Here is a 25,307-nt window from a genome sequence, read left to right as displayed (position 1 = left end):
GGCGTCACTCGCAGCCGATGCGCTCGGGCGCCACCGCGAGGTCGTCGATCCACGTCTCCGACGCGGAGTCGCCCTTCGGGTGCACGAAGCCGTAGCCCACCCCGAAGTTGGTGAAGGGCCGGATGCCCACGTTGGGGAAGTCGTAGGCCTGCTTCCCATCCACCCACACCAGCGCGTGGCCCGTGGTGGCGGAGCTGTTGGCGCGCTCCACACCCCACTCGATGCAGGTCCACTTGTTGGGCGACACCGTGACCTTCGTGTCCTCCTGGAGGTTCCAGCCCGTGCCCTTGATGCCGCTCCAGTCATCCAGCGCGAAGGCGCCGTTGTGCATCCCCTGGAGCTCGATGCCGCCGAAGTCGTTGTCCTTCGGGGAGAAGAGGATGAAGTACGTCCCCATCACGCCCTCCGGCGAGGCCCGGTTCAGGTACACGTACGCGCGCGTGTAGAGCTTCGTGCCGAACGCCGGGATGTCCTTGCGCAGGTGCGCGATGGCCTGCTGATCCCCCGGGCCGGTGTCCTCGTTGTAGCCCGGGTCCGTCTTCACGTGCAGCGCGCCGCTGCCGGAGCGGGTGCGCGTGCCGTCGATGGCGATGGTGGCGTGGTGGTCCTCGTCCGGGTGCTTCCAGCCGTTCTGCCCCTTGTCGAAGTTCTCGCAGATGATGGCGGATGCGGGGCACTGACCGTTGCCCGTGCTCGTGCCGCCGTCGGTGTTCGTGCCCGCGTCCGTGCCCGAGTCCGGGGTGTTGTCCGTCTTGCCGTCGTCATCGCCGCAAGCCGACAGCGCGCCCACCGCGAGGGAAGCCATCATCAACGCCAGTGCCGAAGTCGAACGCATGAGTCCTTCCAGGAAGAGGCGTCGCGCCCTCGCGCTCCAGCCGCGGGGACGGGACGTGTCTCCGTCCTAACACGGCCCCCCGTCTTCCTTGGAATGGGGCCCGGCAGACCCCGGCGGCGCGGCAAGCGGGCAGGCGGTGACGACCGACCCCACGGGGTCATACGGATGTCGTCCGTGGATGGATGCGCGCGCGGCGCGATCACAAGTGCTCACTAGCGGCGCACCACCCTGCCCGGCAGGTGCGCGTTGCCGTTCCGGCCCGTACTGCTTTCCATGTGAGGCGCCAGCGGCACGGGTGTCACCCTCACGGGCGACAGGAGGGTGGGAGCGGGTGGGGGTTCCTGGCATCGGGGAGAGCGGGAGATGGGAGAGGCCTTCCGAAGACTCACGGTCGTCGCGCCCCCGGCCGACGATGGCGCCTCCGTCCCTGCTCCGCCGCCCGCCCGGCACCTGCCGCCCACCGGTTCGGTGGCGCTCGTCTTCACCGACATCCAGGGGTCCACGCGGCTGTGGGAGCGCTGTGGCCAGGCCATGCGCGACGCGCTGGAGCTGCATGACGGCGTGCTGCGCGCGCTGCTGCTGGGCACCGACGGCTACGAGGTGAAGTCGCAGGGCGATGCCTTCATGGTCGCGTTCGCATCCCCGGTGGAGGCGGCGCACTGGTGCCTGCGCGCGCAGGAGGCGCTGCTGCACACGAGCTGGCCGGAGGCCCTGCTGGAAGAGCCGGACGCGGCGGAGGAGCACGCGCCGGAAGGGCTGAGCCACCGGGGCCTGCGCGTGCGCATGGGCGTGCACGTGGGCGAGCCCGACTGTCGCCTGGATCCGTCCACGCACCGGCTGGACTACCTGGGGCCTCCGGTGAACATCGCGGCGCGCGTCGCGGACGCGGGACACGGCGGCCAGGTGCTGCTGAGCGGCGCGGCGTGGACCCGCATCCAACCGGAGCTGGCGGCGCTGGGGATGCCCATCGCGCGCGCACTGGGGTCCTTCCGCCTGCGTGGCGTGAGCGACAGCGTGGCGCTGGTGGAGCTTCTGCCCGCGTCGCTCGCGCACCGCCGCTTCGGGCCCCTGCGCGCGCCGCGCGAGCGGCCCGGCAACGTGCCCACGCTGCGGCAGGATCTGGTGGGGCGCGCGGAGGAGCTGGACACGCTCCGGCAGTGGGTGTCGGAGGGCGCGCGGCTGATCAGCATCCTGGGCCCGGGGGGCATGGGCAAGACACGGCTGGCCACGCACTTCGGCGCGCTGGAGTCGGACGCGGGCGCATGGGAGGGCGGCGTCTGGCGATGCGACCTGGAGGAGGCCCTGACGGAGGGCGACCTCTGTCACGCGGTGGGCCGGGCCCTGGGCGTGCCGCTCACCGCGGACGGAGACGGCAGCACGCCCGCGGAGCGGCTGGGGCGCGCGCTCGCGGGATGTGGCGACGTGCTGGTCATCCTGGACAACGTGGAGCAGGTGGTGCGGCACGTGCCCGCGACGCTGGGGCGCTGGTGGGTGCTGGCGCCGCGCGCCCGTTTCCTCGTCACGACCCGAGAAGCCCTGCGGCTGCCAGGGGAGCGCGTGCTGGATCTGGCCCCGCTGGCCCTGCCGGATCCGTACGAGACGCGCTGGGACGTGATCCTGCGCTCGGACGCGGTGCGCCTGTTCGTGCAGCGGGCCCGTGAGACGCGCGGCGACTTCATCCTGACCGACGCGGACGCCCCGCGCGTCTCGGACATCGTGCGGCAGCTTGACGGCATCGCGCTGGCCATCGAGCTGGCCGCTGCGCGCGTGAGCGTGCTGGGCGTGGAGCAGTTGCGCGAGCGGCTGTCGAAGCGCTTTGACCTGCTGCGAGTGGGACGGCGGGACGCGCCCGCGCGACAAGCGACGCTGCGAGGTGCCATCGACTGGTCGTGGAACCTGCTGGAGCCGGCCGAGCGCGCCGCGCTGGCGCAGTGCTCGGTGTTCCGGGGCGGCTTCACGCTGGAGGCCGCCGAAACCGTGCTGGTGCTGCCAGAGGGCTCGCCGGACGTGCTGGAGGTGGTGCACTCGCTGCGCTCCCAATCGCTCCTGTGCGCGCGCGAGGTGGGGGCTCCCGGCGGCTTCCTGCGCCTGGGGTTGTACGAGAGCATCCGCGAGTACGCGGCGCTGCGGCTGCACGAGATGGGCGACGAGACGGCGTGCGAGGCCCGGCACGCGGACACGTACCTCCAGGTCGCGGGGCGGCTACGGGAGCGCGTGCAGAAGACGGGCGGCGCGACGGCGCTGCGGCGGCTGGCCCTGGAGCGCGAGAACCTGCTGGCCGCGTGCGCCAACGCGATGGCCGTCCGTCCCGCGACCGCGGAGTCCCTGGGCCGAGCGATGGAGACGCTGGTGGCGCTGGAGCCGGATGCGCGCACGCGTGGACCGGTGGGCCTGCTCGTGGAGCGGCTGGAGCGTGTGCTGGAGCCGTCGGCCCACGTCGCCGTGGCGCCGCTGAAGCGCGCGGAGGCGCTCGCGGTGCTGGGCCGCGCGTACATGGACGCGGGACAGGCGGAGTACGCGCGCCAGGCCCTGGAAGAGGCGCGCGGCGTCTTCCACACGCTGGGCGAGACGGCGTCGGAGAAGCGCGTGCTCGTGGACCTGTCCATCGTCGCCCGTCACGCCGGAGACGGAGCCGCCGCGTGGACGCTGATGCGCGACGCGCAGGCGCTTCCCTCCGGAAACGACCGCTGGCTGGAGGCCTACGCGGTGGGCAACCTGGGCCTCGTCGAACAGGTGCGCCACGGGCCGGAGGCGGCCATCCCCCACCTGCGCGAGTCGCTGGCGCTGTTCCGCGAGGTGGGCGACGTCACGTTCGAGGTGGGCTTCCTCACCAACTGCGCGGTCGCCATCGGCGAGGCGGGCGACGCAGGTGAAGCCGTGATGCTCCTGGGCGAGGCACTGGGCCGCGCGCTGAGCGTGGAGGACCGCGCGGGTCAGGCACTCGCGAGCATCAACCTGGGCTGCTACCTGATGGACGCGGGCGGCATCGCGGAGGCCTGCGAACACCTGGAGTCCGCGGTGCGCCTGTCGCGGCTCCTGGGGCTGCGGCTGCTGGAAGGCACTGCGCTGGGCGAACTGGGCCGCGCCTCGCTGACCCGGGGGGACTGGACGCAGGCGCGCGCGGCGTTGACGGAGGCGGTCACCATCCTGGGCCGTGCGTCCCGCTGGCAGGCCCTGCGGTTCATCGCGCACCGGGCCGCGCTGGAGGCCGCGTGCGGAGAACTGCGCGCCGCGCGAGAGGGCTTCGCCGGACTGGAAGGAGCCCCCGAGCTGCGCGAGGACCCTGCCCTCTTCCAACTCGTGGATCTGCTCCGCGCGGCGCTCGACCTGGCCGAAGCCGACGCCGCGCCCGCGCGAAGCCCCGAAGGCAACACTGCCAGGGTCGCCGCCCGACGTCGCATCGAAGCGGCCCGGAACGCCCCGCGTGAAACCGCGTCGTCCGACATCCGCTGCGCGCTCCGCTTCCTGGAAGCCCGCCCCGGCGTCACCGACACGCGCCTGGATGCGTGAAGGCGCTTGGGCTCACGGGGCCGGATCCGCCTCCGGCGCCGGCTTCGCGAAGCGGCGGAAGAAGCTGTCGTCGTTCCAGTACGGCCGGCCGGGGGCATCCGCCACCGCGTTCGTCAGCGCGGTCAGGAAGGTGATGAAGCGCGCGGCGCCCTCGTGGTCCACGGGCTGCTGTGACAGGTCATCCGACGGCGCGTGGTAGCGCTCGGTCAGCCACTGCTTGAACACCTTCTGCTCCTCCGAATCCGGCGTGTAGCCGAACTTGAAGAACAGCGCGGGCACACCCTCGCGGATGAACGAGTACTGATCGCTGCGCACGAACAGGTTGCGGTCCGGCTCCGGATCCGCGAGCACCTGCACGTCCAGCTTCGCCGCCACCTCCGCCAGCGGCACCGCGAGCGAGGACTCGTCCTTGCCGTGCGCCACCACGGAGGTGAACGGCCAGTGGGGCATGAACATGTCCAGGTTGAAGTCCGCCACGATGGAGGTGATGGGCACCGGCGGCCGGGACGCGAAGTACTTCGACCCCAGCAGCCCCTTCTCCTCCCCCGTCACCAGCGCGAACACCACCGAGCGCTTCGGCTTCTCCTGCTGATCATGCAGCTGCCGCGCGACCTCCAGCACCGCCGCCACGCCGGACGCGTTGTCCATGGCGCCGTTGTAGATGCGGTCCCCCTTCACCGGCTCGCCGACGCCCACGTGGTCCAGGTGCGCGCTGAGCACCACGTACTCCTTCGCGAGCACCGGATCCGTGCCCGGCATCACGCCCACCACGTTCATGGACTTGAGCGGCTTCACGTCGAAGGCCAGCTTCGCCTTCAGGCGCAGGGGCAGGTCGAACTTCGGCAGCGGCTTGTCCGCGTTGGCCAGCGCCACCAGCTCCTCGTAGGTGTGCGGCGCGCCCTCCAGCCACTTCTGCGACTGCGTGACGTTCGCCACCACCGTGACCTTCAGCCCGCGCGAATCATTGAGCGACGGATCCGCGAACACCACCGTGGGGTTCTTGTTGGAGCCCACGACGCGCTCCCACGGCAGCTCCAGCAGCTTCGGGTTCTGGAGGTACACGACCCCCACGGCCCCCGCCGCCTTGAGCACCTTCAGCCGCTCCGCCCACGAGGAGAAGTGCGACTTCACCGGGCCCGGGATGTTCCCCGGCCCGCCCTGGAGCATCACCACCACCTTGCCCTTCAGGTCCAGGCCCGCGTAGTCGTCGTGGCCCAGCTCGGGGATGGACAGGCCGTAGCCCACGAACACCAGCGGCGCGTCCACCGTGCCGTTGTCGCCCTGCCGCGAAGACAGCACGACGTCCTCGCCCTGCACCAGCGGCAGCGTCTTGCCGTCCTTCACCAGCGCGACGCTGGACTTCGACTCGATGAGGCGGCGCGACTGCAGCGCCATGGGCTGCAGGAAGCCCGTCTTCAGCATCGGCTTCACGCCGAGCGAGGCCAGCTCCTTGGACACGTAGCCCGCGGCCGTCGCGTAGCCCTTGCTGCCCGTGTCGCGCCCCTCCATCGCGTCACTGGCGAGCACCTCCACGTGCTTCCACCAGCGGTCCTCGGCCACCTGGGACCTGGATGCGGGAGCCTCCGCGGCGAAGACCCCGGAGGAGACGAACAGCGCGAGCGTGGCGGCGGACGAGACCCGTTTCATGCCCCGGAGCATCCAGGGCGAAGCGGGGTCATGCAACCAGGATCAGGCCTGCACGCCCAGCCGCCGGCCGCGCAGCTCCGACAGGGTGCGCGCGTCCAACAGCACCGCGGACTTCTCCTGCGGGGACAGGGGCTCCACCCCGCCCGCCAGCAGCTTGCGCCGGGCGGAGGCCAGCGCCACGGGGACGCTCGCCGTCGGGTGGGACTCCAGCAGCGCCAGGTGCAGCGCATGCGCGCGAGGGTCGGAGAGCACGTGATCCAACGCGTCGTCCACCGGCTCCATCCCCTCCTCCGCCAGCTCCTGCGCGCGCACCAGTACGGTGGGCGGCTCGGCCTCCTCCGGAATGAGGAACAGGCCCCTCCTCTGCGCCCACAATCCCAGCGACGCGCGGGCGGTGAAGACGGAGATGGCCGGAGCGAGCCACAGCCCGACAATGACCGGCGACAGCCACGCCAGCATCCCCGGCGCCACCGCGATCGTCAGCGCCGCGAGCACCCCGCCAATCACCATGTGCCACTTGTGCCGGCTCAGCGCCTCCGACCACGGCAGGTCCGTGTCCTCGCGCTGCTGGCTGGACCAGTTCACCTTGTAGCCAAGCAGCGTCCCGAACACGAAGTGCGACTGGAAGAGCATCATCACCGGCGCCATCAGCGTGGACACCACGCCCTCCAGCATCACGCTCAGCACCAGCTTGAAACGGCCGCCCATCCGCGCCGCTTCCTCGCGGTTCGCGAGCAGCAGGCCCAGGCCCATCAGGCGGGGGATCCACAGGAGCGCCAGCGACAGCGCCATCAGCCGCAGCGCGCCCACCGTGTCGAACGCGTCTCCGCCCGGCAGCGTGGACTGGAACTCCAACAGCGTCGCGGGCGCGAAGAACCACTCGTGCAGCGCGGCGAACAGGCCCGCCACCAGGAAGATGAGCCACAGGGGCGACGCCACGTAGGACATCACGCCCATGAGGAAGTGCATCCGGCTCATCGGGTGCAGGCCGCCCGCCATCACCAGCCCCAGGTGCTGGAGGTTGCCCTGGCACCAGCGGCGGTCGCGCTGCGCGTACGCGAGCAGGTCCGGCGGCGGCTGCTCGTAGCTGCCACCCAGCTCCGGCACCAGCCACACCGTGTAGCCGGCGCGGCGCATCAGCGCGGCCTCCACGAAGTCGTGGCTGAGGATGTGGCCGCCGAACGGCTGCTGGCCCGGCAGCACCGGCAGGCCGCAGTGCTCGATGAAGGGCGCCATGCGCAGGATGGCGTTGTGGCCCCAGTAGTTGGAGTCCCCCATCTGCCACGCCGCCGCGCCCGCGGCCACGATGGGGCCATACACGCGCCCGGCGAACTGCTGAAGCCGCGCGAACAGCGTGGAGCGACCCACGTTCTGCGGCGGCACCTGGAGGATGCCCGCGCCCGGGTTCAGCTCCATCAGCCGGGCCATCTGCACCACGCTGTCGCCCGCCATCAGGCTGTCGGCGTCCAGCACCAGCAGGAAGTCGTAGCGGCGGCCCCAGCGCTCACAAAACTCCGCCAGGTTGCCCGCCTTCTTGGCCGTGTTGTCGGAGCGGCGGCGGTAGAAGATGCGCCCCTGCCCGCCCACCCGGCGGCACAGCTCCGACCACGCCAGCTCCTCCGCCACCCACGACTCCGCCCGCGTGGAGTCGCTCAGCACGTAGAAGTCGAACGCGTCCAGCTGCCCCGTCGCGGCGATGGACTCATACGTGGCCTGCACGTGCGCGAACACGGCGGACGGGTCCTCGTTGTAGACGGGCATCACCACCGCGGTGCGGCGCGTGAGTGGCTGCGCGGCCTCTTCTTCCGTGGGCCAGCGCAGACCCGGCAGCCGCTGGTTCGCCACCAGCTGGATGAAGCCGGCCACGCCGCTCCAGAACGACAGGGCGATCCACGCGAAGCACACCGCGAACAGCCCCAGCACGAACAGCTCCGGCACCGTGGTGCCGTGAGCCGCGAGCAGCCGGTGCATCTCCACGGAGGCGAAACCGGTGGACAGGGCCGCCAGGCCCAGCACCATCACGCGACGGGGCCGCGCCAGGGCCGGAGTGTAGGGTTGGGCGTTCATGCGGACTCCGGGCTCCCGTGCGGCTTCGCTGTGTGTGAGGTGCGCGCCTAGCGCGACGGCGACACGCCCGCCTGGCCGGCGGCGGGACGCAGCCAGCGGCGCAGCATGTCCATGAAGGGATTGAGCACGAGCACCTGCTCGCGCATCTGACAGGGCACCTCCGCCGGAGCGGACATGGGCACTGCTTCACACACCGCGCGGCGCCAGGCCTCCGGCAGCGAGGACGGAGCGCGCATCAGCACGTCCGCGCCCCAGCGCGCGCCGCCCACCAGCACGAACGCGGCCCGGCCGCGCACCATCAGCGACGGCCCCACGTGCGACGGCCCCAGCACCTCCGCCAGCCAGCCCTCCACGCGCCACCGCGCGAGCGCCAGCGCGGCCTCCGGCGACAGGGACAGCTCACGCGTGCCCAGGACCCAGCCCGCCAGCTTCTCCAGGTCGTTGCGGCCGGTGAAGCCGAAGTCCTGGAAGAAGCTTACCAGCGCCGCGTGGGTGTCCGCGCGGGCCTCCTGGGGCATCGCCGGCGCGAAGGTGATGAACGGGTGCGTGGTCACGGAATCCACAGGTAGCTCCAGGTCTCGGTGAGGGTCTCGGAACCGCGTTTCAGGAAGCAGCGCAGCTCGACGGGGCCTTCTCCGTCGGGCATGAGCTCGAAGGCCGCGCGGAAGCCACCCGTGACGGCGTGAACCTCCGCGCGCGGGTGCAGCACCTGGCCGCGGGAAGCGGTGACGACCGCCTCCACGGGACCCGTGCCCTCCACGCTGGCCTTCGTGAAATCGAGGACGAAGCGACGCGCCCCCGGCTTGCTGCCCGCCGCGACACGCGTCGCCGCGACGGTGGAACCTCCGGCCTTCGCACCCTCGGGGGAGAAGCCCCAGGACAGCCGGTAGGAGAAGCGAAGTTGTGCACCGGCCTGCACCGGTGCATCCGGCACCCAGAAGGCCACGATGTTGTCGTGGATCTCTTCACGGGTGGGCAGCTCCACGAGCCGCACGGAGCCCGCGCCCCAGTCACCCACCGGCTCCACCCAGGCGCCCGGACGACGCTCGGAGTGCGCCTCCAGGTCCTCATAGCTGGTGAACGCCTGGTCGCGCTGCAACAGGCCGAAGCCCGACAGCCCGTCCGTGTGGAAGCTGCTCGTCTGGATCTGCTTCGGGTTCTTCAGGGGGCGCCACAGCTTCTCGCCGTTCTTCGTCCACACGGAGATGCCGTCGGAGTCGTGCACCTCCGGGCGGAAGTCGTCGAAGTCGCCCCGGTCGTTCTCTCCAAAGAGGAACATGCTGGTGAGCGGCGCCACGCCCAGCTGGCGCACCGCCTTGCGCGCGAACACCGTGGAGTCCACGTCCATCACGGTCCGCTCACCCGGGCGGATGGCGAAACGATACGCGCCCGTGACGCTGGGGCTGTCCATCAGCGCGTGCACCACGACGGTGTCGGAGCCCTTCGCCGGCGTCTCCAGCCAGAACTCGCGGAACGTGGGGAACTCCTCGCCCCCCGGCTGCGCCGTGTCGATGGCGAGCCCGCGCGCGGACAGGCCGTACACGTTGCCCTTGCCCAGCGCGCGGAAGTAGCTGGCGCCCAGGAAGACCACCAGCTCGTCGTAGTAGTCCTTGGTGTTGAGCGGCGCGTTGAGGCGGAAGCCCGCGAAGCCGTTCACCTTGCCCTTGGGCGGCGTGCCCACCAGGGGGCCGTAGGTGAACTGCTCCGTGGAGAACGGGACCGGGCGCGCCTTGCCGCCCTCCACCACGTTCACGCCCACCGGACGGGTGTAATAAAAACCGGGGTGGAAGAACTGCGCCCTGAAAGGAAGCGCCTCTTCACGCCACAGCGACGCGGAGTCGCGGAAGCGGATGTCCCGGTACTGATCGTAGGTGAGCTTCTCGAAGGACGGGGGCACGCCGACGGGCGGCTCCTGGTACGGCTTCGCGGCCAGCGCGCGGGCCTTCTCCTCCACCGTCTGGGCGGAGAATCCGGAGGCCTTCGCCGTCCCCGCCTTCGGCTGCTGGGCGCACGCCAGCGCCGCCACGCACAGCCCCATCCCCCAGGCCATCCCCACCGTCTGTCGCTGCCACCGCTTCAAATCCCGCTCCTCACCAGGGTCCACCGCCCGCACCAGTACGGCGCGACGCGGCAAAGGCTAGCAACGGGCATGCCAGTCGGCAGGGGCTAGGGAATTTCCCAATCATTCCAAGGACCTGCCCAAAACGGGCCTCCGTCACTTCCTTGCAACACCAATGATTTCGACGGCTTGAGAGGGCGCTGAGAGAGGGGGCTGGCGGCGCCTGGAATGGAGGGTTGTGGACGATGGGGGCAGGCGGCCAACAGCCCTGTCCGAAATCTCCACAGCGGTCGGGGGCAGGCGGGCGGGGAGGATTTCCCGGGACATTGCCTCCCGTTGCAGGCAGTGTGGCCGGGCCCTGGGCGGCACCGGGAATCGTTCCGGAGGCTCAGGGGTTCCAAGTCGTTCGCAGGTGCCTCGGGCCGCTGATTGGCCTGACCGCGTACCGCCAGGCGCCCCCGCAATACCGCGAGAGGGCGCGCTGCGCGGTCGGTCCCCCGCCTGAGGGGGAGTGCGCCGACCCTACTCATGCGGGATTTCATGACTTTTGACGAACTGCAGTTGACCGATTCGCTCCTCAAGGCCGTCAAGGCGGAGGGCTACACCACGCCGACGCCCATCCAGGCGAAGGCGATTCCCCATGCCCTGGCGGGCAAGGACGTGTTGGGCGTGGCCCAGACGGGCACGGGCAAGACGGCGGCGTTCGCGCTGCCCATCCTCCAGCGTCTGTCGGCGAAGGCGCCCGCGGGCGGCGCGCGTCCGGTGCGTTGCCTGGTGCTGACGCCCACGCGCGAGCTGGCCAGCCAGGTGAGCGACAGCTTCGTCACCTACGGCAAGAACCTGCCCCTGCGCCACGCGGTGGTGTTCGGCGGCGTGGGCCAGAATCCGCAGGTCCAGGCGCTGCGCCAGGGCGTGGACATCCTGGTGGCGACGCCGGGGCGCCTGTTGGATCTCATCGACCAGGGGTTCGTGACCCTGCGCGCGCTGGAAGTGTTCGTGCTGGATGAGGCGGACCGCATGCTGGACATGGGGTTCATCCACGACGTGCGGCGGGTCATCAAGGTGCTGCCGCAGGTGCGCCAGACGCTGTTCTTCAGCGCGACGCTGCCGCCGGACATCATGGACCTGGCGCGCAACATCCTGAAGGAGCCGGTGCGCGTGGAGGTGTCTCCCGCGTCCAGCACCGCGGAAACGGTGAGCCAGCAGGTGTACTTCGTGGAGCGCGAGGAGAAGCGCGCGCTGCTCACGCACCTGCTCCAGGACGCGAAGGCGATTCCGCGCGCGCTGGTGTTCACGCGCACGAAGCACGGCGCCAACCGCGTGGCCAAGCAGCTGACGGCGGCGGGCGTGCGCGCGGATGCCATCCACGGCAACAAGAGCCAGAACGCCCGCGAGCGCGCGCTGGACGAGTTCCGCGCCGGCACCCTGCGCGTGCTGGTGGCCACGGACATCGCGGCGCGAGGCATCGACATCGACGGGCTGTCGCACGTGTTCAACTACGACCTGCCCAACGTGCCGGAGCAGTACGTGCACCGCATCGGCCGCACGGGCCGCGCGGGCGCCAGCGGCCAGGCCGTGTCCTTCTGCGACTCCGAGGAGCGCGCGTACCTGCGCGACATCGAGCGCACCATCCGCCGCAGCGTGCCGGTGGTGGCGGACGCCGCGTTCCGCTCGCACCTGCCCCCTCCCCTGCCCGGTGACGTGGAGGAGAGCCGTCCTCCGATGAACCGCGGTGGCCGGGGCCAGTCGCGCGGCGGTGGCGGTGGTGGTGGCGGCGGGGGTCAGCGTCGGAGTGGCGGGCAGCAGCGCCGCGGCGGCGGCGGTCAGGGCCGTCCGAGCGGTGGCCAGTCGCGTCAGGCCAGCGGTGGTGGGAACGCCCAGGCGCCGCGCGGTGGTGGCCAGGGCCGTTCGCAGCAAGCCCGTCCGGCGGTGGCTTCGCCTGCCGCGGGGCCGAGCTCGCCTCCGCCCCGTCGCACGATGTCCAAGTGGGGCTGAGTCCCCGTCCCAGGTAGGGCGCGGCCGTTGAGGGGCGCGCCTTTTCCTGTGTGTGGGGGTTGGACTTGAGTTCATGACGCCCGGCTCCTCTCACGAGGGTCCGGGCGTTCGACTGTCCGGGGTATGGCGGCGGAGGGTTGGGCTCGTCCCCTGGCGGATGGGGCGTGGTAGCGTGGCGCCGTGTTTCACGGCGGTGCATCGCACCCCTTTTGTCATCAGGACACGCCCTCTTCATGACGCGCTCGGCTGACGGTGAGCTGCACATCGATTCGGTCCTCCGGAATACCTACAAAGTCGTCTCCGTGTTGGGGCGGGGCGGCATGGGTTCGGTATTCCTGGCCCAGCACCTGCGGCTTCCGGGCAAGCAGGTCGCGGTGAAGGTGCTGCGGGTAGGTGAGCACGTGGGGCCGGACCTCCACGTGCGCTTCCGGCGCGAGGCGGAGATCGCCTCCCGGCTGGGGCACCCGAACATCGTGGAGGTGCTGGACTTCGACACGCTGGAGGACGGCAGTCCGTTCCTGGTGTTGGAGTACCTGCGCGGCGAGAGCCTCGCGGATCGGCTGCGGCGCGGGCGGCTGACGTTGGAGGAGGTGTTCTCCTTCACGCGGCAGATGGGGTCCGCGTTGCAGACGGCGCACCGCGCGGGCGTCGTTCACCGCGACCTGAAGCCCGCGAACATCTTCCTGGTGCCCACGGACTCCGGCGGCGTGGTGGGCGAGCGGGTGAAGCTGCTCGACTTCGGCATCTCCAAGGTCATGTCGTCGGAGACGCTGCAGACGCAGGAGGCGGTGCTCATCGGCACGCCGCAGTACATGTCGCCGGAGCAGGCGCAGGGGCAGAACAGCCGCATCGACGCGCGGACGGACCTGTTCGCGCTGGGCGGCATCGTGTTCGAGATGATCTCCGGGATGACGCCCTTCGGTGGCGGGTCGCTCGTGCAGATCATCTACCGCGTGGTGCACGAGCCGCCGGTGTCGCTGGCCAATCTGATGCCGGACCTGCCGCCGAACGTCGCGCGGGCGGTGGCGCGGGCGCTGGAGAAGAACCCGGATCACCGCCATCAGGACGTCGCGTCGTTCATCGCGGAGCTCACGGGCACGCAGCTCCAGTCGCTGCCGGAGACCGAGGAGCAGATCGCGGCCCGCACCTTCGGGCGCACGAAGCGTCCCTCCGGTGTCGCCCTCCCCTCCGTGGCGCCGAGCGACGACGACGCGATGGGGGCCACGATGGCTCCGTCGAACAAGGGGCCTGGGACGGGCCGCTTTGGCGCGGATGCGTTGGCGGCGTCGGATGACATCGGCTTCGACGCGACGATGGCGCCGCGAGCCGGCGGCACGGTCCCGTTCGGACAGCAGCCGCAGGTGGCTGGCGGCACGATGGGCTTCGGCGCCACGCAGATGCCTGGGAGCGGCATGGGGAGCTCGGGCGTGGCCCTGCCTGTGCCCGGTGCCCCCGCGCAGTCACCGGCCAGCTACAGCGGGCAGCAGGTCGCCCAGGGCTATGGCACGGGCCAGCACGTCGCTCCGGGCAGCATGGGCGGACAGCAGGTCGTGCCGGGAAGCTACGGTGGCCAGCAGGCGGTGCCGGGCAGTCTCGCGGGGGCTGTCGGCCCCCAGGGGCAGCCGCTCGCCCCGGTGAGCATGTCGGGCCAGCCGGGGCCGATGACGATGCCCGCCGCGCTCCCGCCCAGGTCGCGCGTGCTTCCCATCGCGGGCGCCGCCGCGCTGATCCTCGGTGCCGTGGGACTCGGGTGGTGGCTGCGGCCCGGACCGCCGCCCATGGACCCGCCGCCCGTCATGCACGCGGGCCAGGATCACGTCCCCCCGCCACGCGCAGGGCCGCCTCCCGAAGGCCCGCCGCCGGTCATGCACGCGGGCCCGAATCACGCGCCCCCGCCGCCCGTGGGTCCGCCGCCCCAGCCTCCACCGCCTGTCATGGCGCAGAACGATCCGCCCGCGATCGTCGATCCCCAGGTGCAGCAGACCAAGACGACAGGCAAGACGAACACCCGGCCGGGCGGCAGGACGCCGTCCGCGCGCATCCCCCTGGAGCCCACCAACGCCGTCGCGATAAGCGACCTGAAGGACGCCCGCGCCGCGGCTGCGCGGAACGACGTGGACTCCGCGGTCCGAGCGGCCCAGCGCAGCTACGCGGCCCAGGACAACCTGGCCGCGCACTACCTGGCCATCAAGCTCCGGTGCCAGACCGGAGACATCGTGAACGCCGCCCCAGAGGCGCGGAAGATCAGGCCGTCGGAGCTGACACCGCAGCTCATCGCCGAATGTCAGAAGCACGAGATTGAATTGCAGCATTGAGCGAACACCGCCCGTCCACGCCCCCCCGGACGGGTGAGGGGGATACATCCAACATGAAATGCATCGTCGCCGTGGCCGTGCTGGCCACCCTTCTGGGCACCCTGCCCGCCCGGGCCGCGCCGCCCGTTCCCGTGGAAGCCGGCAAGGTGTTCGTCGGTCCGCAGGGAGAACTGGTCGCCGTCGTTCCCCTCGCGCCCCGTGAGCAGAAGAAGTTCCTCCTGCGCATCCAGGGCACGGGCTCCGTGCTGGACAACCTGGTCCTCCCCTACACCCTGAAGGACTGGAGCAGCCCCAGCACGCTGCGCCACAACTACACGACCCAGTGGCACGGCAAGGACTACTCGCCGCTCATCGTCGTGGGCAAGAACACGGAGCTGCACTTCCCCGGCGGCCCGGGCAACGGCATCGCCGTCCAGTACGACGAGGCGCGCTCCCAGAAGCTCAAGCCGGAGGAGGTCTACGCCCAGCACCAGCAGCAGACCCAGAGCGGCCAGCTCGCGAAGTTGATGGCCTTCGACCGCAAGGCGGAGGAAACCCTCCACGACACCGCCTACACCGAAGCGCTCCAGGAGCTGAACACCACCTGCGGCACCTCCGTGGCGGGCGCCATCGACTGGACCACCGTCACCGAGCCCTTCCTCAAGGCCCAGAAGATTTCCCGCTACTGCGTCTTCCCCCTCACCGCGCTGAAGGCCCTGTGCGAAGTCTCCGAGGAGGCCCGCACCACCGTGAAGGCCCGCCTGAAGCAGATGGACTGCCGCTTCGGCGCCGCGCTGGAGCCCGCCCTGCAGGGCGACCGCTTCGTGTGGACCACCACCCCGGAGGCCTCCAGCCAGGAGAAGGCCGCCACCCGCTACTTCAAGAAGAACCTCTAGGCCCGCGCACCATGCTCTTCCAACGCACCCTTCCCGTGGCCGTGCTCCTTTCCGCCACTCCCGCCGCCGCCGTCGAACCGCCGTGGGGAAAGGCGGAGAACCTGGGCCAGCGCATGCACCTGGAGGCCACCGCCGTCTGCACCGACGGCCGCGGCCACTACGTCGTCTCCGTGCCCCGCGAGGGCACCGACGACCTGGAGGACCAGCTCTACTACGGCGACGGCAAGTCGCTGGTCGTGGTGCCACGCCCCCGCTCCCGGAACCTGTCCGCCACCACCTTCCTGGATCCGCGCTTCTTCAACCCCGGCGGCACCCCCGACTACGACGGCGTGGACCTGCGGGTGCATTCGCAGCTGAACGTGGACACGAAGGAGCGCACCTGCGCCCTGCGCTGCGGCGAGCGCAAGGTGGCGCTGGAGATGGTCCCCGGCGCGCAGGCGCGGGAGCTGCTGCGCAAGGCCACCTACGTGCCCAACCCGCAGAAGTTCGTCCCTCACGCGCTGCTGCGTGACTCGGAGGGCACGTACTACTACGTGGACAAGGGCTCCTCGGCCGCGGAGTCCCGCAACTTCCGCGTTTTCATCGGCCCCCGTGGGGACCTGAAGCCGCAGAAGATGACCAACGTGGTCGCGGACTCCGAGGGCGAAATCTTCACCACCAAGAAGGGCCAGCTGCGGCTCGTCATCGACCGCGCGCAGAAGCCCATCTGGATCGAGAAGGCGCGCAAGGAAGTGGAGCTGCGCAACGTCCCCGTGGAGCAGAACCTGCCCCTCATCTACAACGAGCTGGGTGTCTACACGGGCATCCGGCTGGGCACGCCCTGCGACGACCAGTAGCGGGCGGTCCCGTCAGACGCGCACCAGCAACGCCATCTGGTGCGCGCCAATGCCCAGGCCGACCATCACCAGGTACTTCGTGCGCAGCTGGCGGCGGAACCTGGCCAGCGTCACCGGCATGGACGCGTGCACCATGTTCCCGTACTCCTCGAAGGTGTCCAGGTACTCGCGCGGGCGGATCTCCTGCGCCCAGTGGTCCATCAGCTTGCGCGTGGCCTGGTGGGAGATGAGCGTCACGTCCTCGCGCGCCACGCCGTGCTTCGCGAGCAGCCGCTCCACCAACCGGGGCGGCCCGTTCATCCCCGACTGCAGGAACGCCTTCACGCCCGCCGCGGGAGCGATGCCGTAGGTAGGGTACGCCAGGCCGGACTCCGGCCGCGGGCCCATCATCATCGCGCCGTATTCGTCGCTGAAGGTGTCCGCGCCCCAGTCCACCAGCGTGAGCCCTTCACCCGCGCCCACCACCACCGCGCCCGCCCCGTCGCCAATGCCAATGGCGTGGCCCTGCGTGTAGTCCACGTTGCGGGTCCACGCGGAGCCCACCGCCACCAGCGCGTGCCGGAGGGTGCCCGCGCGCAGGGCCTCCCAGGCCAGCACGATGCCCATCAGGAAGTTGGCGAAGTCCGCGTTCACCGGCACCACCAGCGTGCCCTGGGAAAGGCCCAGCTCGCGGTGCACCGCGTACAGCTCGTTCGGCGCGACGAACTCCGACACCGACACGTAGCCGTACAGCCGCTCCACGTCCGCGGGCGTCAGCCCCGCGTCCTGCAGCGCGGCGGCGCCCGCCTTCGCGGTGAGCGCGGCCAGGGACTCGCCCTGACCCAGCACCCTGCGCTCACGGTTGCCGTAGAAGAGCGCGTGCTCCCCGCCGCTTCCGGCGGCTCGGCGCAGGGACTCGAACAGCGGGTCGTCATTGCCGCGAACGTGCTCGGGGACAGCGGCGCCGACTCCCAGGAGCGCGAAGGTCGCGGCCGTCATGGCGGCTACTTCGCGTCCGACGCCACCGCGGCGAAGCGGTCGCCGTACGGCGGGACCTCGCGGTAGTCGATGTGCGCGACGATGACCTGCGGCTGGCCCGTCTCATCCGCGCGGCGCAGCACTTCCGGCAGCAGCGCGTCCAGCTGACCGGGGCCGTTCACCGTGTAGGCGCGCGCGCCCAGCGACTCGGAGAAGGCCTTCAGGTCCGGGTTGCCCAGGCTGTAGAAGTCATCCTCCAGCGGCTGCGTGCGGTCCTGCACGTGCTCGCCGTGGTTCACCATGCCCAGGAAGTTGTCGTTGAGGACGATGGTCACCGTCCCCACGCGGTAGCGCGACGCGGTGATCATCTCCGTGCCGTTCATCAGGAACGCGCCGTCGCCGACGATGGCCACCGCCGCGCGGTCCGGCCGGCCCACCTTGCCGCCGATGACGGCGCCGCAGGACCAGCCCATGGACGACAGGCCGCACGGGTAGAAGATGCGCGCGGGGGGCGTGATGTGCAGCAGGTGCGACGTCCAACCCGTGCAGTTGCCCATGTCGATGTACAGGTCCATGTCCGGGCTCAGGTGCTTGTCGAGCTCCGCCATCAGGTCCTGCGGCTTCACCGAGTCCCGGTCCTGCGGGGTGCGGATGACGGGCGCGGGCTCCGTCAGCGCCATCACCTGCGCCCAGCGCTCCTGCACGCGCGCGCCGCTGGACGGGCCAATCATCTGCCCCAGCTCCGCCAGGCCCGTCATCACCGAGCCCACGTCCGCCACGATGGGCAGCCGCACCGGCAGGAACTGGCCGATGTTGGAGGCGTTCACGTCCACCTGGATGACGTGGTGGATGGCCTGGAAGTAGCGGTGGAAGCTGCGGGAGGCCCACTCACCCAGGCGGCTGCCCAGGACGAGCATCACGTCCACGCCGTCGCGCAGGTACGCCTCGGCGCGCTTGCTGCCGGCAAGCCCCAGCACGCCCAGGGACAGCGCCTCGCGCTCGGAGAACAGCCCCTTGCCGCGCATGCTGGTGGCCACCGGGATGCCGTGCTGGGTGACGAACGCGGTGAACGTGTCGGCGTGCTCCGCCATCGCCTCGCGAGCGCCCGCGCCCAGGAAGATGAGCGGGCGGCGCGCGGTGCGCAGCAGCGTGAAGGCGGCGCGCAGGTCCTCGAAGGGCGCGGTCGCCGGACGCGCGCGGAAGGCGCCGCGCGTGGTGGGAACGGAGGCGCGGTGGATGGGCTGGCGCGCGATGTTCGCGGGCACGCTCAGGTGCGCGGCGCCGCCGGGCAGGCCCTGCGCGGTGCGCAGCGAACGCGCCAGCAGCCGCTGGAAGCTCTGCGCGTCCGGAACGATGGAGGAGCTGGCGCACGCCTGGCGGAACATCTCCACCGTGTTCACGCCGTGGGTGCTGCTGCTCTCCTGGATGGCCATCAGGCCCACGCGGTCCGTGGCGATGTTGCCGCTGATGGCCAGCATGGGCACGCCGTCCAGGTGCGCGGAGGCCACGCCCGTCAGCGCGTTGGTGGCACCCGGGCCCGCCGTCACCATGCACACGCCCAGCTTGCCGGTGGAGCGCGCGTAACCGTCCGCCATGAACGCCGCGCCACCCTCGTGGGACGCGATGATGAAGCGCATGGACTTGTGCTTGCGCAGCGCCTGCTGGAACGGGGCGATGTTGCCGCCCGGGACGCCGAACACCGCGTCCACCTCCTCCGCCTCCAGGTGCGCGATCACGCAGTCGGCGACCGAGAGGTCCTCCACCGTCTTGAAGCCCCGCGCATTCACGTCCCCGTACATCGGGATCGGATCGCCGTGACGAGCCTCCAGCACGTTCGTCTTCCCCTGGGTCGGCGTCTCGTGCCGGAGTGCCTCGACGGGCACCTCGTTCCGCAGGGTGTTCGACGTAACGGCCTGGAGCTCAGCGAGCGAGGAGTTGGACATTGAAGGACGTCTCCAAGGCCCCGGAACCCGTGAGGTTCGACGCGGATGCTGCGTCGATTCGCTGCCACCGAGTCCGGGGGGACCTCGATGCGTGTGACAGTGTTGCGGGGATGCTGAAAAACTGCATCCCCTTAATAGCCGAGAAGCGAGCGAGTGTGAAGTAAAATCAGCGGAAAGTTCGCCTGACGCTGGATTCTCAAACTTCGTGACGAGTACCACGTTTACCCGGGGACGTCTCCATCTTCACGGGGAGGACGTGGCTCGCGCGCGTACGCAGGCGCGGCAGGAGTGGATCCACTCACGTGCCGACTGGAGTAGGCTCGTAAGTGCGCTGCCATCCAGCCGGAGTCGCACGGGAATGGCGCGTGCACCACAAAAACAACGTGGGGGTTTCATGGCTGAGAATCTGAGGACGGAGTACGGCTTCCGGCTCAATGCGCCGGGCTACATCACCCCCGCCGAGGCCAAGGTCTGGTTCGAGGACCTTCGCGCCAAGGTGGCGATCAAGCGTGGGCGGCCCTTCGGACTGATGGTGGACATCCGGGGCCAGAAGGCGAACCCGCCGGAGACCCAGGAGATCATCAAGCAGGCGATGGGCTGGCTCCGGCAGAACGGCATGGTGCGCTCGGCGGTGGTGCTCGACAGCACCGTGGCCCGCCTGATGATGGTGCGCATGGCCAAGCAGAGCGGCGTGTACGAGTGGGAGCGCTACATCGACGCGTCGAAGGACTCCGATTGGGAGCACAAGGCGATCGACTGGATCACGAACGCCACGGAGCCCTCGAAGGAAGAGGACGCGGCGGCCTAACGTCGTTCCCCGGGTGACGGCGGTGGAAGCCTCCTTCCGGTAGAGGCCCACCGCCTCCCCCGCCCGTTCGCGGGCACTGTTCCCCCTCTACCTGCCAGGTCCTGTTCGTGATTCCCGGGTCCCCGCGGACGCCAGGCTGGTTCAGGGCGGTCCTGTTCCTCCTCTCCGGATTCCTGGGGCTGCGCTGCGCCGCTCCGTCACAGTCGCGTGACACCGCGCGAGCGAGGACATCCCTGTCAGCGGTTTCCTCCCCTGCCCCTACGGCGAAGGTGTTGCGGGTCCGCGTGTACGCGGACGTGGACCACCGTGCGCGGGGGCTCCATTGGGAGCGAGGCGTCGCCGGATGGCTCCAGCGCGCGAGCGAGTCGGTGCGCGGCCCCCTGGGCATCACGTTCGAGTTGGAGTCCGCGCGTGCATGGGATCGGCGCGGCTCGGACGGTCCACTGGAGCCGGTGCTGGACGCACTGGAGGAAGTGGACGCGGGCGAGGACGTGGACCTCGTCGTGGGTCTGGTGGCGGCGCCGGTGTCGTTCAGCGGCGCGCAGCACGAACTGGGCTTCGCGCGCGTGCTGGGGCGGCACTGCGTGTTGCGCGGACTGAGCGGAGAGCTGCCAGTGGAGGCGCGGCAGCGGCTGGAGGTGGCGGTCCTGCTGCACGAGTGGGCGCATACCCTGGGCGCGCCGCACGTGCGCGATGGACGGGGATGGATGTCGCCGAAGTACGACGCGGGCCAGACGGCCTTCGATGCGCGGACGCTCGCGCTGCTGGGCGCTGGACTCAGGCACCTGCCCGGTGCACGCGTGGAGCTGGAGGCGCAGAAGGCCTGGGCCCGTGAGCTCCGCGTGACGGTGGAGGCGATGACAGGCCCGGCGTGGGAAGGGCCGGAGCGGGACTTCCTCCTCGAATGGACGGAGCGCGTGCGCACCTCCGCTGTCGTGTTGGGACCGGAGGGCACGCCCCGCTCGCTGACACCGCTGGAGCGGCAACGGCTGGCGGAGGTCATCGCACTGGAGAAGGCGGGCCGGCCGGAGGTGGCCGCGGAGGCATTGGAGCCGCTGGCCGTGCGGCATCCTCAGAACGAACGCGTGCAGCTGCTGGCGTGCTACCTCGCCGTGCATCTCACGCCGGGGCTGGACGCCACGCGTGAGCGCTGTGAGCGGGCCATCGCGCGGTTTCCCCGCGAGCCCTCCCTGCGCATGAACGTCGCGCTGCTCCACCTGCACGCGGGCCGCTTCGACGAGGCCCGGGACAGTCTGGTGGTTGCGAGGACGAACCTGGAGGCCCGTGCGGACGTGGAGCCCGCGCAGTGGGCGGACCTGGCGGGACTCTTCCTGCGTGCCCACTGCGTGACGTGGGCGGAGGAGACCGCGGCCCGTGCTCAAGGACTGGCGGCTTCCGCGGCCGTGCTGGAACAGGCGGCCCGCCTCCGAAGACAGGTGGCGCTGCCGGCCCGGTCGGATGCGAGCACCGCTGTCGTCGATCCCGCACGAGAGGGAGCCCTTGTGCGCGCGGTGTCCGACGTGGAGGCGCTGCTGCGTGCCGGCTCCTCGAAGTCCGCGCGTGAGCGCATCGCCGCGCTGGCGCAAGCGTATCCGGCGAGTCCCTCCGTCACGCTCCTGCAATGCGAGCTGCACCTGCTCCAGGGGCGCCTGGGCCCTGCGCGCACCGCCTGTGAGCGGGTGCTCGCGTTCCGGGAGGATGCGGTGCAGGCGCACCTGCTGCTCGGCGTGCTGGCGACGAACACCCGTGCGCATGCGCGTGCACGCAAGCACCTGGAGCGGGTCATCGCCCTGGAGCCTTCACGCACGGAGGCGTGGCACCTGCTCGCGCGCGAATACCGGGGTACCCGCCAGTTGAAGACGCTCCAGGCCCGCTACCGCGAACAGTTCGCGCGCGACCTGCCGTGAGCCTACGTCGCGACGGACGCGCGCCAGGCGTCCTCGAGCAGCGCGAGCAGGATGATGTCGTTGAACCCGCCCCCGTTCCCATCGACCTGGTAGCCGCGCATCACGCCTTCCTGCTGGAAGCCCACGCGCGTCAGCGCCTTGCTCGACGCGCTGTTGCGAGTGTTCACCATGCCTTCGATGCGGTGCAGGTTCAGCTGCTCGAAGCCGAAGCGGATCAGCGCGGGCAGGATGCCCGACATCACGCCCTGCCCCCACAGTGAGCGCCCCACCATGTAGCCCACCTCCGCTCGGCGATCCTTCTGGCTCCAGTTGAAGAGCGTCATGTAACCCAGGGGCGTCGGGTCGTCTTCCTTCGACAACACCCACCGGATGCCCTTGCCCTGGCGCATCGCCTCCAGATCGCCGGTCAGCTTCTGGTGCAGCGTCTCGCGCGGCACGGGCACCGTGAAGTTGAGGCTCCGTGCCACCTCCGGATGCGAGTACAGCGCGATGACGCCGTCCATGTCCTCGGGCGTGAAGACGCGAAGCCGGAACGGCGTGGGGACGACGGGCAGCGGCAGCGTGGCGTAGGACATGGACATGCGGTGCAGCCCCCTGCGGTAGGGACGGGCTCACCCTACCGGGTGAGCGCCATCACCGCCATGACGCTGGCGTGTTCACTCTTCCGTCAGCAGCCGGCGCCGCTCGCGCAGGACGTCGCCAATCGGATCCCACTCCCCCCGCGCCCAGGGCAGCACCTCGTCCACCATCGCCCGGTGGAGGAAGGCCAGCGCCTCGTCGGACGTGCGCTTCCAGGTGAGGGTGGAGTCTCTCCACCCCTCGTCCACGGTCATGCAGGCGCCGCTCCTCAGCGCCCGGTACGCGGCGAAGACGCACGTCGCGAGCAGGTGCTCGGGTTCCCTGGGCGTCAGGCCGGTAAAGCCCACGTGCCGCTTTTCGGCGTTCGCCACCATCAGCGTCGCGTAGTGGAGGCACCACGCCGCGTTGAACAACTCCGACGCAAGGAGCTGGCTGGGGACGAACAAGCCGATCTCCATCGCCTTGCGCTGGTGCGCCTCATCCGGCGCGAGGACCCACTCCTCCAGCGCGAGGAGGGCCGACTGGGCGCCGTCGTTCTCCGGCCCGTGCCTGTCCCAGACACGCGCCGCGACGCGCGCCACGGCCACGCACAGCCGGACCTCCTCCTCCTGGCTCAGCGGCCCCAGCGAATCCACCCAGGCCTGCAGTCGGGCGGAGTCCGGATGCTCCGCGTCCACCGGCAGCGGCCCCGGCCCCGCGAGCGCCAGGGCCAGTGGCGGCGAGCCCGGCCCCGCGGTCCGCGCCTCCACGGGCAACGGGACACTCCGGACGATGGCGTCCGCCACCGACTCGGCGTGCACGCGCATGCGCCAGGTAAAGGGATCTCCATGTCCCCGCTTCACGGCATGCGTCACCACGCGCCGCAGCAGGCCCACCGCCGGCCGGGCCTGCGCCCCCATCCCCGCGAGCAGATGGAGCGCGAAGAGCCCCTGCCGCGCCCCGTCCCGGTCATTCGGAAGCAGGCCCACCAATCCCCGCGCCGTCTTGTCCAACAGCGGCAGCGCACGCGAGGGCGACAGCCAGGACAACACCTGGAGGGCGACGACGCGGCTCTCGTCGTCCAGCACCACCTGCTCCTCCAGCGCGTGAAGGACCGCCTCGGAAGGCGGGGTGCACCGGCCCAGCAGGCGCAGCGCGGAGCGGCGGACGTAGGGACTCTCGTCCGACAGCCTCTTCAGGGCTTCGTGCAGCACGTCGTCCGGGACGGGACCGTCCAGCGTCGCGAGCGCGTCCAACGCCGTCGCTCGTGCCTGCCACTGCGTCTTGTCCTGGCAGGCCTCCAGCAACAGCTTCACCGCGAGCCGGGTAGGCCGGGGACGCAGGTACACCAGGGCCCGCATCGCCTGGCGCTGGACCCGAGCGCTCGGCCGGGACAAGAGCCCCATCACGGCGGGCACCGCGCACCGGGGCGGTGGGCTCGGCGCCAGCAACGCCTCAAGCACGTTCAAGCGGATGTTCGCGTCCGCGGACTCCTTCTCCGCCAGTTGGGGATTCGCCAGCACCTCCAGCAGCGCGGGCACCGCCCCCAGGCCGATGGCCCGCAGCGCTTCGTGCGCGCCGTACGTATCGCCCCGGCGCAATCTCCCCTGCGATACCAGCTCCGCCACCCACTCCCGGGGCGTGCGGTCCGCGTGCCGGAAGCCCGAGCGCACCATCAGCGCGTCCAGCCTGCGCAGCGAAGCGAGGTCGTCTCCGGAGGCCCTCCGCCGTGCCTCCGCCACTGCGTCACCCATTCCGGCTCCCTACTCCGCGCGCATCGCCTCCACCGGATCCAGCCGCGCAGCGCGCGACGCCGGGTAGATGCCGAAGAGAAGCCCCACGCCACAGCTCATCCCCAGCGACAGCGCCACGGCCCACGCCGGCACGCTCATGGGGAACAGCAGCACCCACTTGCCCAGGAAGACGAACCCGAAGCCCAGCCCCAACCCCAGCACCCCGCCCACGAGCGACAGCATCACCGCCTCCGTGGCGAACTGGCCCAGGATGCGGCGGCGGCGCGCGCCCAGCGCCTTGCGGATGCCAATCTCCCGCGTCCGCTCCGTCACCGACATCAGCATGATGTTCAGGATGCCGATGCCGCCCACCACCAGCGACAGCAGGCACACGCCCACGCCCGCGAGCGCGATGACCTGGGACAGCTCGTTGAAGGACGCCGTCATGGACTCGTTGGTGTGCAGCTCGAAGTCGTTCGGCTCCTGCGGCGTGAGGCCCCGGCGGCGGCGCATCAGGTTCACCACTTCATCCTGCGCCTTCTGGAACGACGCCCCGTCGCGCGCCTGGATGTCGATCTCCACCGAGCGGTTCTTGCCGTAGAACTGCTGGAAGGCGCGCATGGGCAGGATGGCCTGGTTGTCCTGGCTGGCCATCCCCATGACGCTGCCGCGCTTCTGCAGCACGCCAATCACCTGGAACGGCCGGCCCTGCAGCCGCACCTCGGAGCCCACCGGATTCATGCCCGGGAAGAGCGTGTCCGCCAGGTCCACGCCAATGACCATCACCGGGCGGCCGTCCAGCGTCTCCGTCTCGTTGAAGAAGCGGCCGGTCGCCACGACGACGCCGCTCGTCTCCAGGTACGTGGGCTCCGTGCCCAGGATGCTCACCGAAGGAGGCGTCTCCCGGAACGCCGTGGTCAGCTTCTTGCCCCACTCCTGGGCCAGGGGCGTGGCCGCGCTCACGGAGGGACACGACTCCACGATGGCGCGCACGTCGTCGCCGAGCAGGTCCTTGCGCTTGGCGTACTTCGCCCAGTTGATGCGGCCGAAGCCGGTGGGCCACTTCGTCACCTCGAAGGTGTGCGCGCCCAGGCTGCCCAGGTTCTTGTTCACCTGTTCGCGGAGGCCCTCGATGAGGGCCATCATCGTGATGACGGTGGCCACGCCGATGACGATGCCCACCAGCGTCAGGAGCGAGCGCAGCGGGTTGCCCAGGAAGGTGCCGAGCGCCAGCCGCAAGTTGTCCAGGAAGGCCCGCATTG

At 70.7% G+C, this 25,307-nt stretch carries 17 protein-coding genes; 7 read left to right on the top strand and 10 right to left on the bottom strand.

Annotation, left to right across the window (positions count from 1 at the left end; genetic code table 11):
- Window positions 1–4: 4 nt before the first annotated feature.
- Window positions 5–835: a hypothetical protein gene (locus GTZ93_RS26975; RefSeq protein ID WP_139919499.1), complete on the bottom strand. Its 831-nt coding sequence runs from the start codon at window positions 833–835 to the stop codon at window positions 5–7.
- A gap of 363 nt (window positions 836–1,198) precedes the next feature.
- On the opposite strand from GTZ93_RS26975, the gene GTZ93_RS26970 reads away from it, so the two are divergent.
- Window positions 1,199–4,345: an ATP-binding protein gene (locus tag GTZ93_RS26970; RefSeq protein WP_139923369.1), complete on the top strand. Its 3,147-nt coding sequence runs from the start codon at window positions 1,199–1,201 to the stop codon at window positions 4,343–4,345.
- 12 nt (window positions 4,346–4,357) lie between these two features.
- On the opposite strand, the gene GTZ93_RS26965 is transcribed toward GTZ93_RS26970, so the two are convergent.
- From GTZ93_RS26965 to GTZ93_RS26950, 4 genes are read right to left on the bottom strand one after another with little or no spacing between them, the layout of a single operon-like run.
- On the bottom strand, window positions 4,358–5,992 hold the full coding sequence (locus tag GTZ93_RS26965; RefSeq protein WP_139923371.1) for a M28 family metallopeptidase: 1,635 nt from the start codon (window positions 5,990–5,992) through the stop codon (window positions 4,358–4,360).
- Between the two features lie 42 nt (window positions 5,993–6,034).
- Window positions 6,035–8,059, bottom strand: a complete 2,025-nt coding sequence (mdoH, locus tag GTZ93_RS26960) for a glucans biosynthesis glucosyltransferase MdoH (RefSeq protein ID WP_161663093.1) — start codon at window positions 8,057–8,059, stop codon at window positions 6,035–6,037.
- 47 nt (window positions 8,060–8,106) lie between these two features.
- A complete protein-coding gene (locus GTZ93_RS26955; RefSeq protein ID WP_139924060.1) occupies window positions 8,107–8,622 on the bottom strand; it encodes a hypothetical protein in 516 nt (171 codons plus the stop codon).
- The gene (locus GTZ93_RS26950) at window positions 8,610–10,097 is read right to left on the bottom strand and encodes a glucan biosynthesis protein (RefSeq protein WP_139924062.1); all 1,488 of its coding nucleotides are present in this window, start codon (window positions 10,095–10,097) and stop codon (window positions 8,610–8,612) included. The genes GTZ93_RS26955 and GTZ93_RS26950 overlap by 13 nt, the downstream gene beginning before the upstream one ends.
- 561 nt (window positions 10,098–10,658) lie before the next feature.
- Between GTZ93_RS26950 and GTZ93_RS26945 the strand changes: the two genes are divergently transcribed.
- From GTZ93_RS26945 to GTZ93_RS26930, 4 genes are all read left to right on the top strand, one after another.
- The gene (locus GTZ93_RS26945) at window positions 10,659–12,113 is read left to right on the top strand and encodes a DEAD/DEAH box helicase (RefSeq protein WP_139923885.1); all 1,455 of its coding nucleotides are present in this window, start codon (window positions 10,659–10,661) and stop codon (window positions 12,111–12,113) included.
- Between the two features lie 233 nt (window positions 12,114–12,346).
- Window positions 12,347–14,428 (top strand): serine/threonine-protein kinase, encoded by a 2,082-nt coding sequence (locus GTZ93_RS42955; protein ID WP_161663091.1) that lies wholly within the window; start codon window positions 12,347–12,349, stop codon window positions 14,426–14,428.
- A 53-nt stretch (window positions 14,429–14,481) separates the two neighbouring features.
- The gene (locus GTZ93_RS26935; protein WP_139922200.1) at window positions 14,482–15,303 is read left to right on the top strand and encodes a hypothetical protein; all 822 of its coding nucleotides are present in this window, start codon (window positions 14,482–14,484) and stop codon (window positions 15,301–15,303) included.
- An 11-nt stretch (window positions 15,304–15,314) separates the two neighbouring features.
- Window positions 15,315–16,139 carry a hypothetical protein gene (locus GTZ93_RS26930; RefSeq protein ID WP_139922202.1) on the top strand — a complete coding sequence of 275 codons (825 nt, stop codon included), beginning with the start codon at window positions 15,315–15,317 and terminating at the stop codon, window positions 16,137–16,139.
- A gap of 12 nt (window positions 16,140–16,151) precedes the next feature.
- Here the strand turns inward: GTZ93_RS26930 and GTZ93_RS26925 are convergent, their stop codons facing one another.
- Entirely contained in the window at window positions 16,152–17,117 is a 966-nt protein-coding gene (locus GTZ93_RS26925; RefSeq protein WP_139922204.1) for a 3-oxoacyl-[acyl-carrier-protein] synthase III C-terminal domain-containing protein, read from the bottom strand.
- Between the two features lie 5 nt (window positions 17,118–17,122).
- Window positions 17,123–19,039 carry a thiamine pyrophosphate-binding protein gene (locus tag GTZ93_RS26920; RefSeq protein ID WP_121755839.1) on the bottom strand — a complete coding sequence of 639 codons (1,917 nt, stop codon included), beginning with the start codon at window positions 19,037–19,039 and terminating at the stop codon, window positions 17,123–17,125.
- Between the two features lie 394 nt (window positions 19,040–19,433).
- Between GTZ93_RS26920 and GTZ93_RS26915 the strand changes: the two genes are divergently transcribed.
- Together GTZ93_RS26915 and GTZ93_RS26910 are read left to right on the top strand one after the other, a co-directional pair.
- The gene (locus tag GTZ93_RS26915) at window positions 19,434–19,847 is read left to right on the top strand and encodes a hypothetical protein (RefSeq protein ID WP_120579775.1); all 414 of its coding nucleotides are present in this window, start codon (window positions 19,434–19,436) and stop codon (window positions 19,845–19,847) included.
- 272 nt (window positions 19,848–20,119) lie between these two features.
- Window positions 20,120–21,754 carry a tetratricopeptide repeat protein gene (locus tag GTZ93_RS26910; RefSeq protein WP_139922206.1) on the top strand — a complete coding sequence of 545 codons (1,635 nt, stop codon included), beginning with the start codon at window positions 20,120–20,122 and terminating at the stop codon, window positions 21,752–21,754.
- A 2-nt stretch (window positions 21,755–21,756) separates the two neighbouring features.
- On the opposite strand, the gene GTZ93_RS26905 is transcribed toward GTZ93_RS26910, so the two are convergent.
- From GTZ93_RS26905 to GTZ93_RS26895, 3 genes are all read right to left on the bottom strand, one after another.
- Window positions 21,757–22,335 carry a GNAT family N-acetyltransferase gene (locus tag GTZ93_RS26905; protein ID WP_139922207.1) on the bottom strand — a complete coding sequence of 193 codons (579 nt, stop codon included), beginning with the start codon at window positions 22,333–22,335 and terminating at the stop codon, window positions 21,757–21,759.
- 75 nt (window positions 22,336–22,410) lie between these two features.
- On the bottom strand, window positions 22,411–24,066 hold the full coding sequence (locus tag GTZ93_RS26900; protein ID WP_139922209.1) for a HEAT repeat domain-containing protein: 1,656 nt from the start codon (window positions 24,064–24,066) through the stop codon (window positions 22,411–22,413).
- A 9-nt stretch (window positions 24,067–24,075) separates the two neighbouring features.
- The gene (locus tag GTZ93_RS26895; protein WP_161663090.1) at window positions 24,076–25,305 is read right to left on the bottom strand and encodes an ABC transporter permease; all 1,230 of its coding nucleotides are present in this window, start codon (window positions 25,303–25,305) and stop codon (window positions 24,076–24,078) included.
- Between the last annotated feature and the right edge of the window lie 2 nt (window positions 25,306–25,307).

It is taken from the genome of Corallococcus exiguus (assembly GCF_009909105.1).
Classification (GTDB): Bacteria; Myxococcota; Myxococcia; order Myxococcales; family Myxococcaceae; genus Corallococcus; species Corallococcus exiguus.
The sequence above is the reverse complement of the archived record's forward strand: the minus strand, read 5'-3'. Positions and strand labels throughout refer to the sequence as shown.

Bases quoted from the DNA above. Each gene is read 5' to 3' on its own strand.
- GTZ93_RS26905 (WP_139922207.1), bottom strand. From the start codon at position 22,335: ATGTCCATGTCCTACGCCACGCTGCCGCTGCCCGTCGTCCCCACGCCG.
- GTZ93_RS26975 (WP_139919499.1), bottom strand. From the start codon at position 835: ATGCGTTCGACTTCGGCACTGGCGTTGATGATGGCTTCCCTCGCGGTG.
- GTZ93_RS26900 (WP_139922209.1), bottom strand. From the start codon at position 24,066: ATGGGTGACGCAGTGGCGGAGGCACGGCGGAGGGCCTCCGGAGACGAC.
- GTZ93_RS26965 (WP_139923371.1), bottom strand. From the start codon at position 5,992: ATGAAACGGGTCTCGTCCGCCGCCACGCTCGCGCTGTTCGTCTCCTCC.
- GTZ93_RS26920 (WP_121755839.1), bottom strand. From the start codon at position 19,039: ATGTCCAACTCCTCGCTCGCTGAGCTCCAGGCCGTTACGTCGAACACC.
- mdoH (WP_161663093.1), bottom strand. From the start codon at position 8,059: ATGAACGCCCAACCCTACACTCCGGCCCTGGCGCGGCCCCGTCGCGTG.
- GTZ93_RS26935 (WP_139922200.1), top strand. From the start codon at position 14,482: ATGAAATGCATCGTCGCCGTGGCCGTGCTGGCCACCCTTCTGGGCACC.
- GTZ93_RS26970 (WP_139923369.1), top strand. From the start codon at position 1,199: ATGGGAGAGGCCTTCCGAAGACTCACGGTCGTCGCGCCCCCGGCCGAC.
- GTZ93_RS26945 (WP_139923885.1), top strand. From the start codon at position 10,659: ATGACTTTTGACGAACTGCAGTTGACCGATTCGCTCCTCAAGGCCGTC.
- GTZ93_RS26925 (WP_139922204.1), bottom strand. From the start codon at position 17,117: ATGACGGCCGCGACCTTCGCGCTCCTGGGAGTCGGCGCCGCTGTCCCC.
- GTZ93_RS26930 (WP_139922202.1), top strand. From the start codon at position 15,315: ATGCTCTTCCAACGCACCCTTCCCGTGGCCGTGCTCCTTTCCGCCACT.
- GTZ93_RS26950 (WP_139924062.1), bottom strand. From the start codon at position 10,097: ATGGGGCTGTGCGTGGCGGCGCTGGCGTGCGCCCAGCAGCCGAAGGCG.
- GTZ93_RS42955 (WP_161663091.1), top strand. From the start codon at position 12,347: ATGACGCGCTCGGCTGACGGTGAGCTGCACATCGATTCGGTCCTCCGG.
- GTZ93_RS26915 (WP_120579775.1), top strand. From the start codon at position 19,434: ATGGCTGAGAATCTGAGGACGGAGTACGGCTTCCGGCTCAATGCGCCG.
- GTZ93_RS26895 (WP_161663090.1), bottom strand. From the start codon at position 25,305: ATGCGGGCCTTCCTGGACAACTTGCGGCTGGCGCTCGGCACCTTCCTG.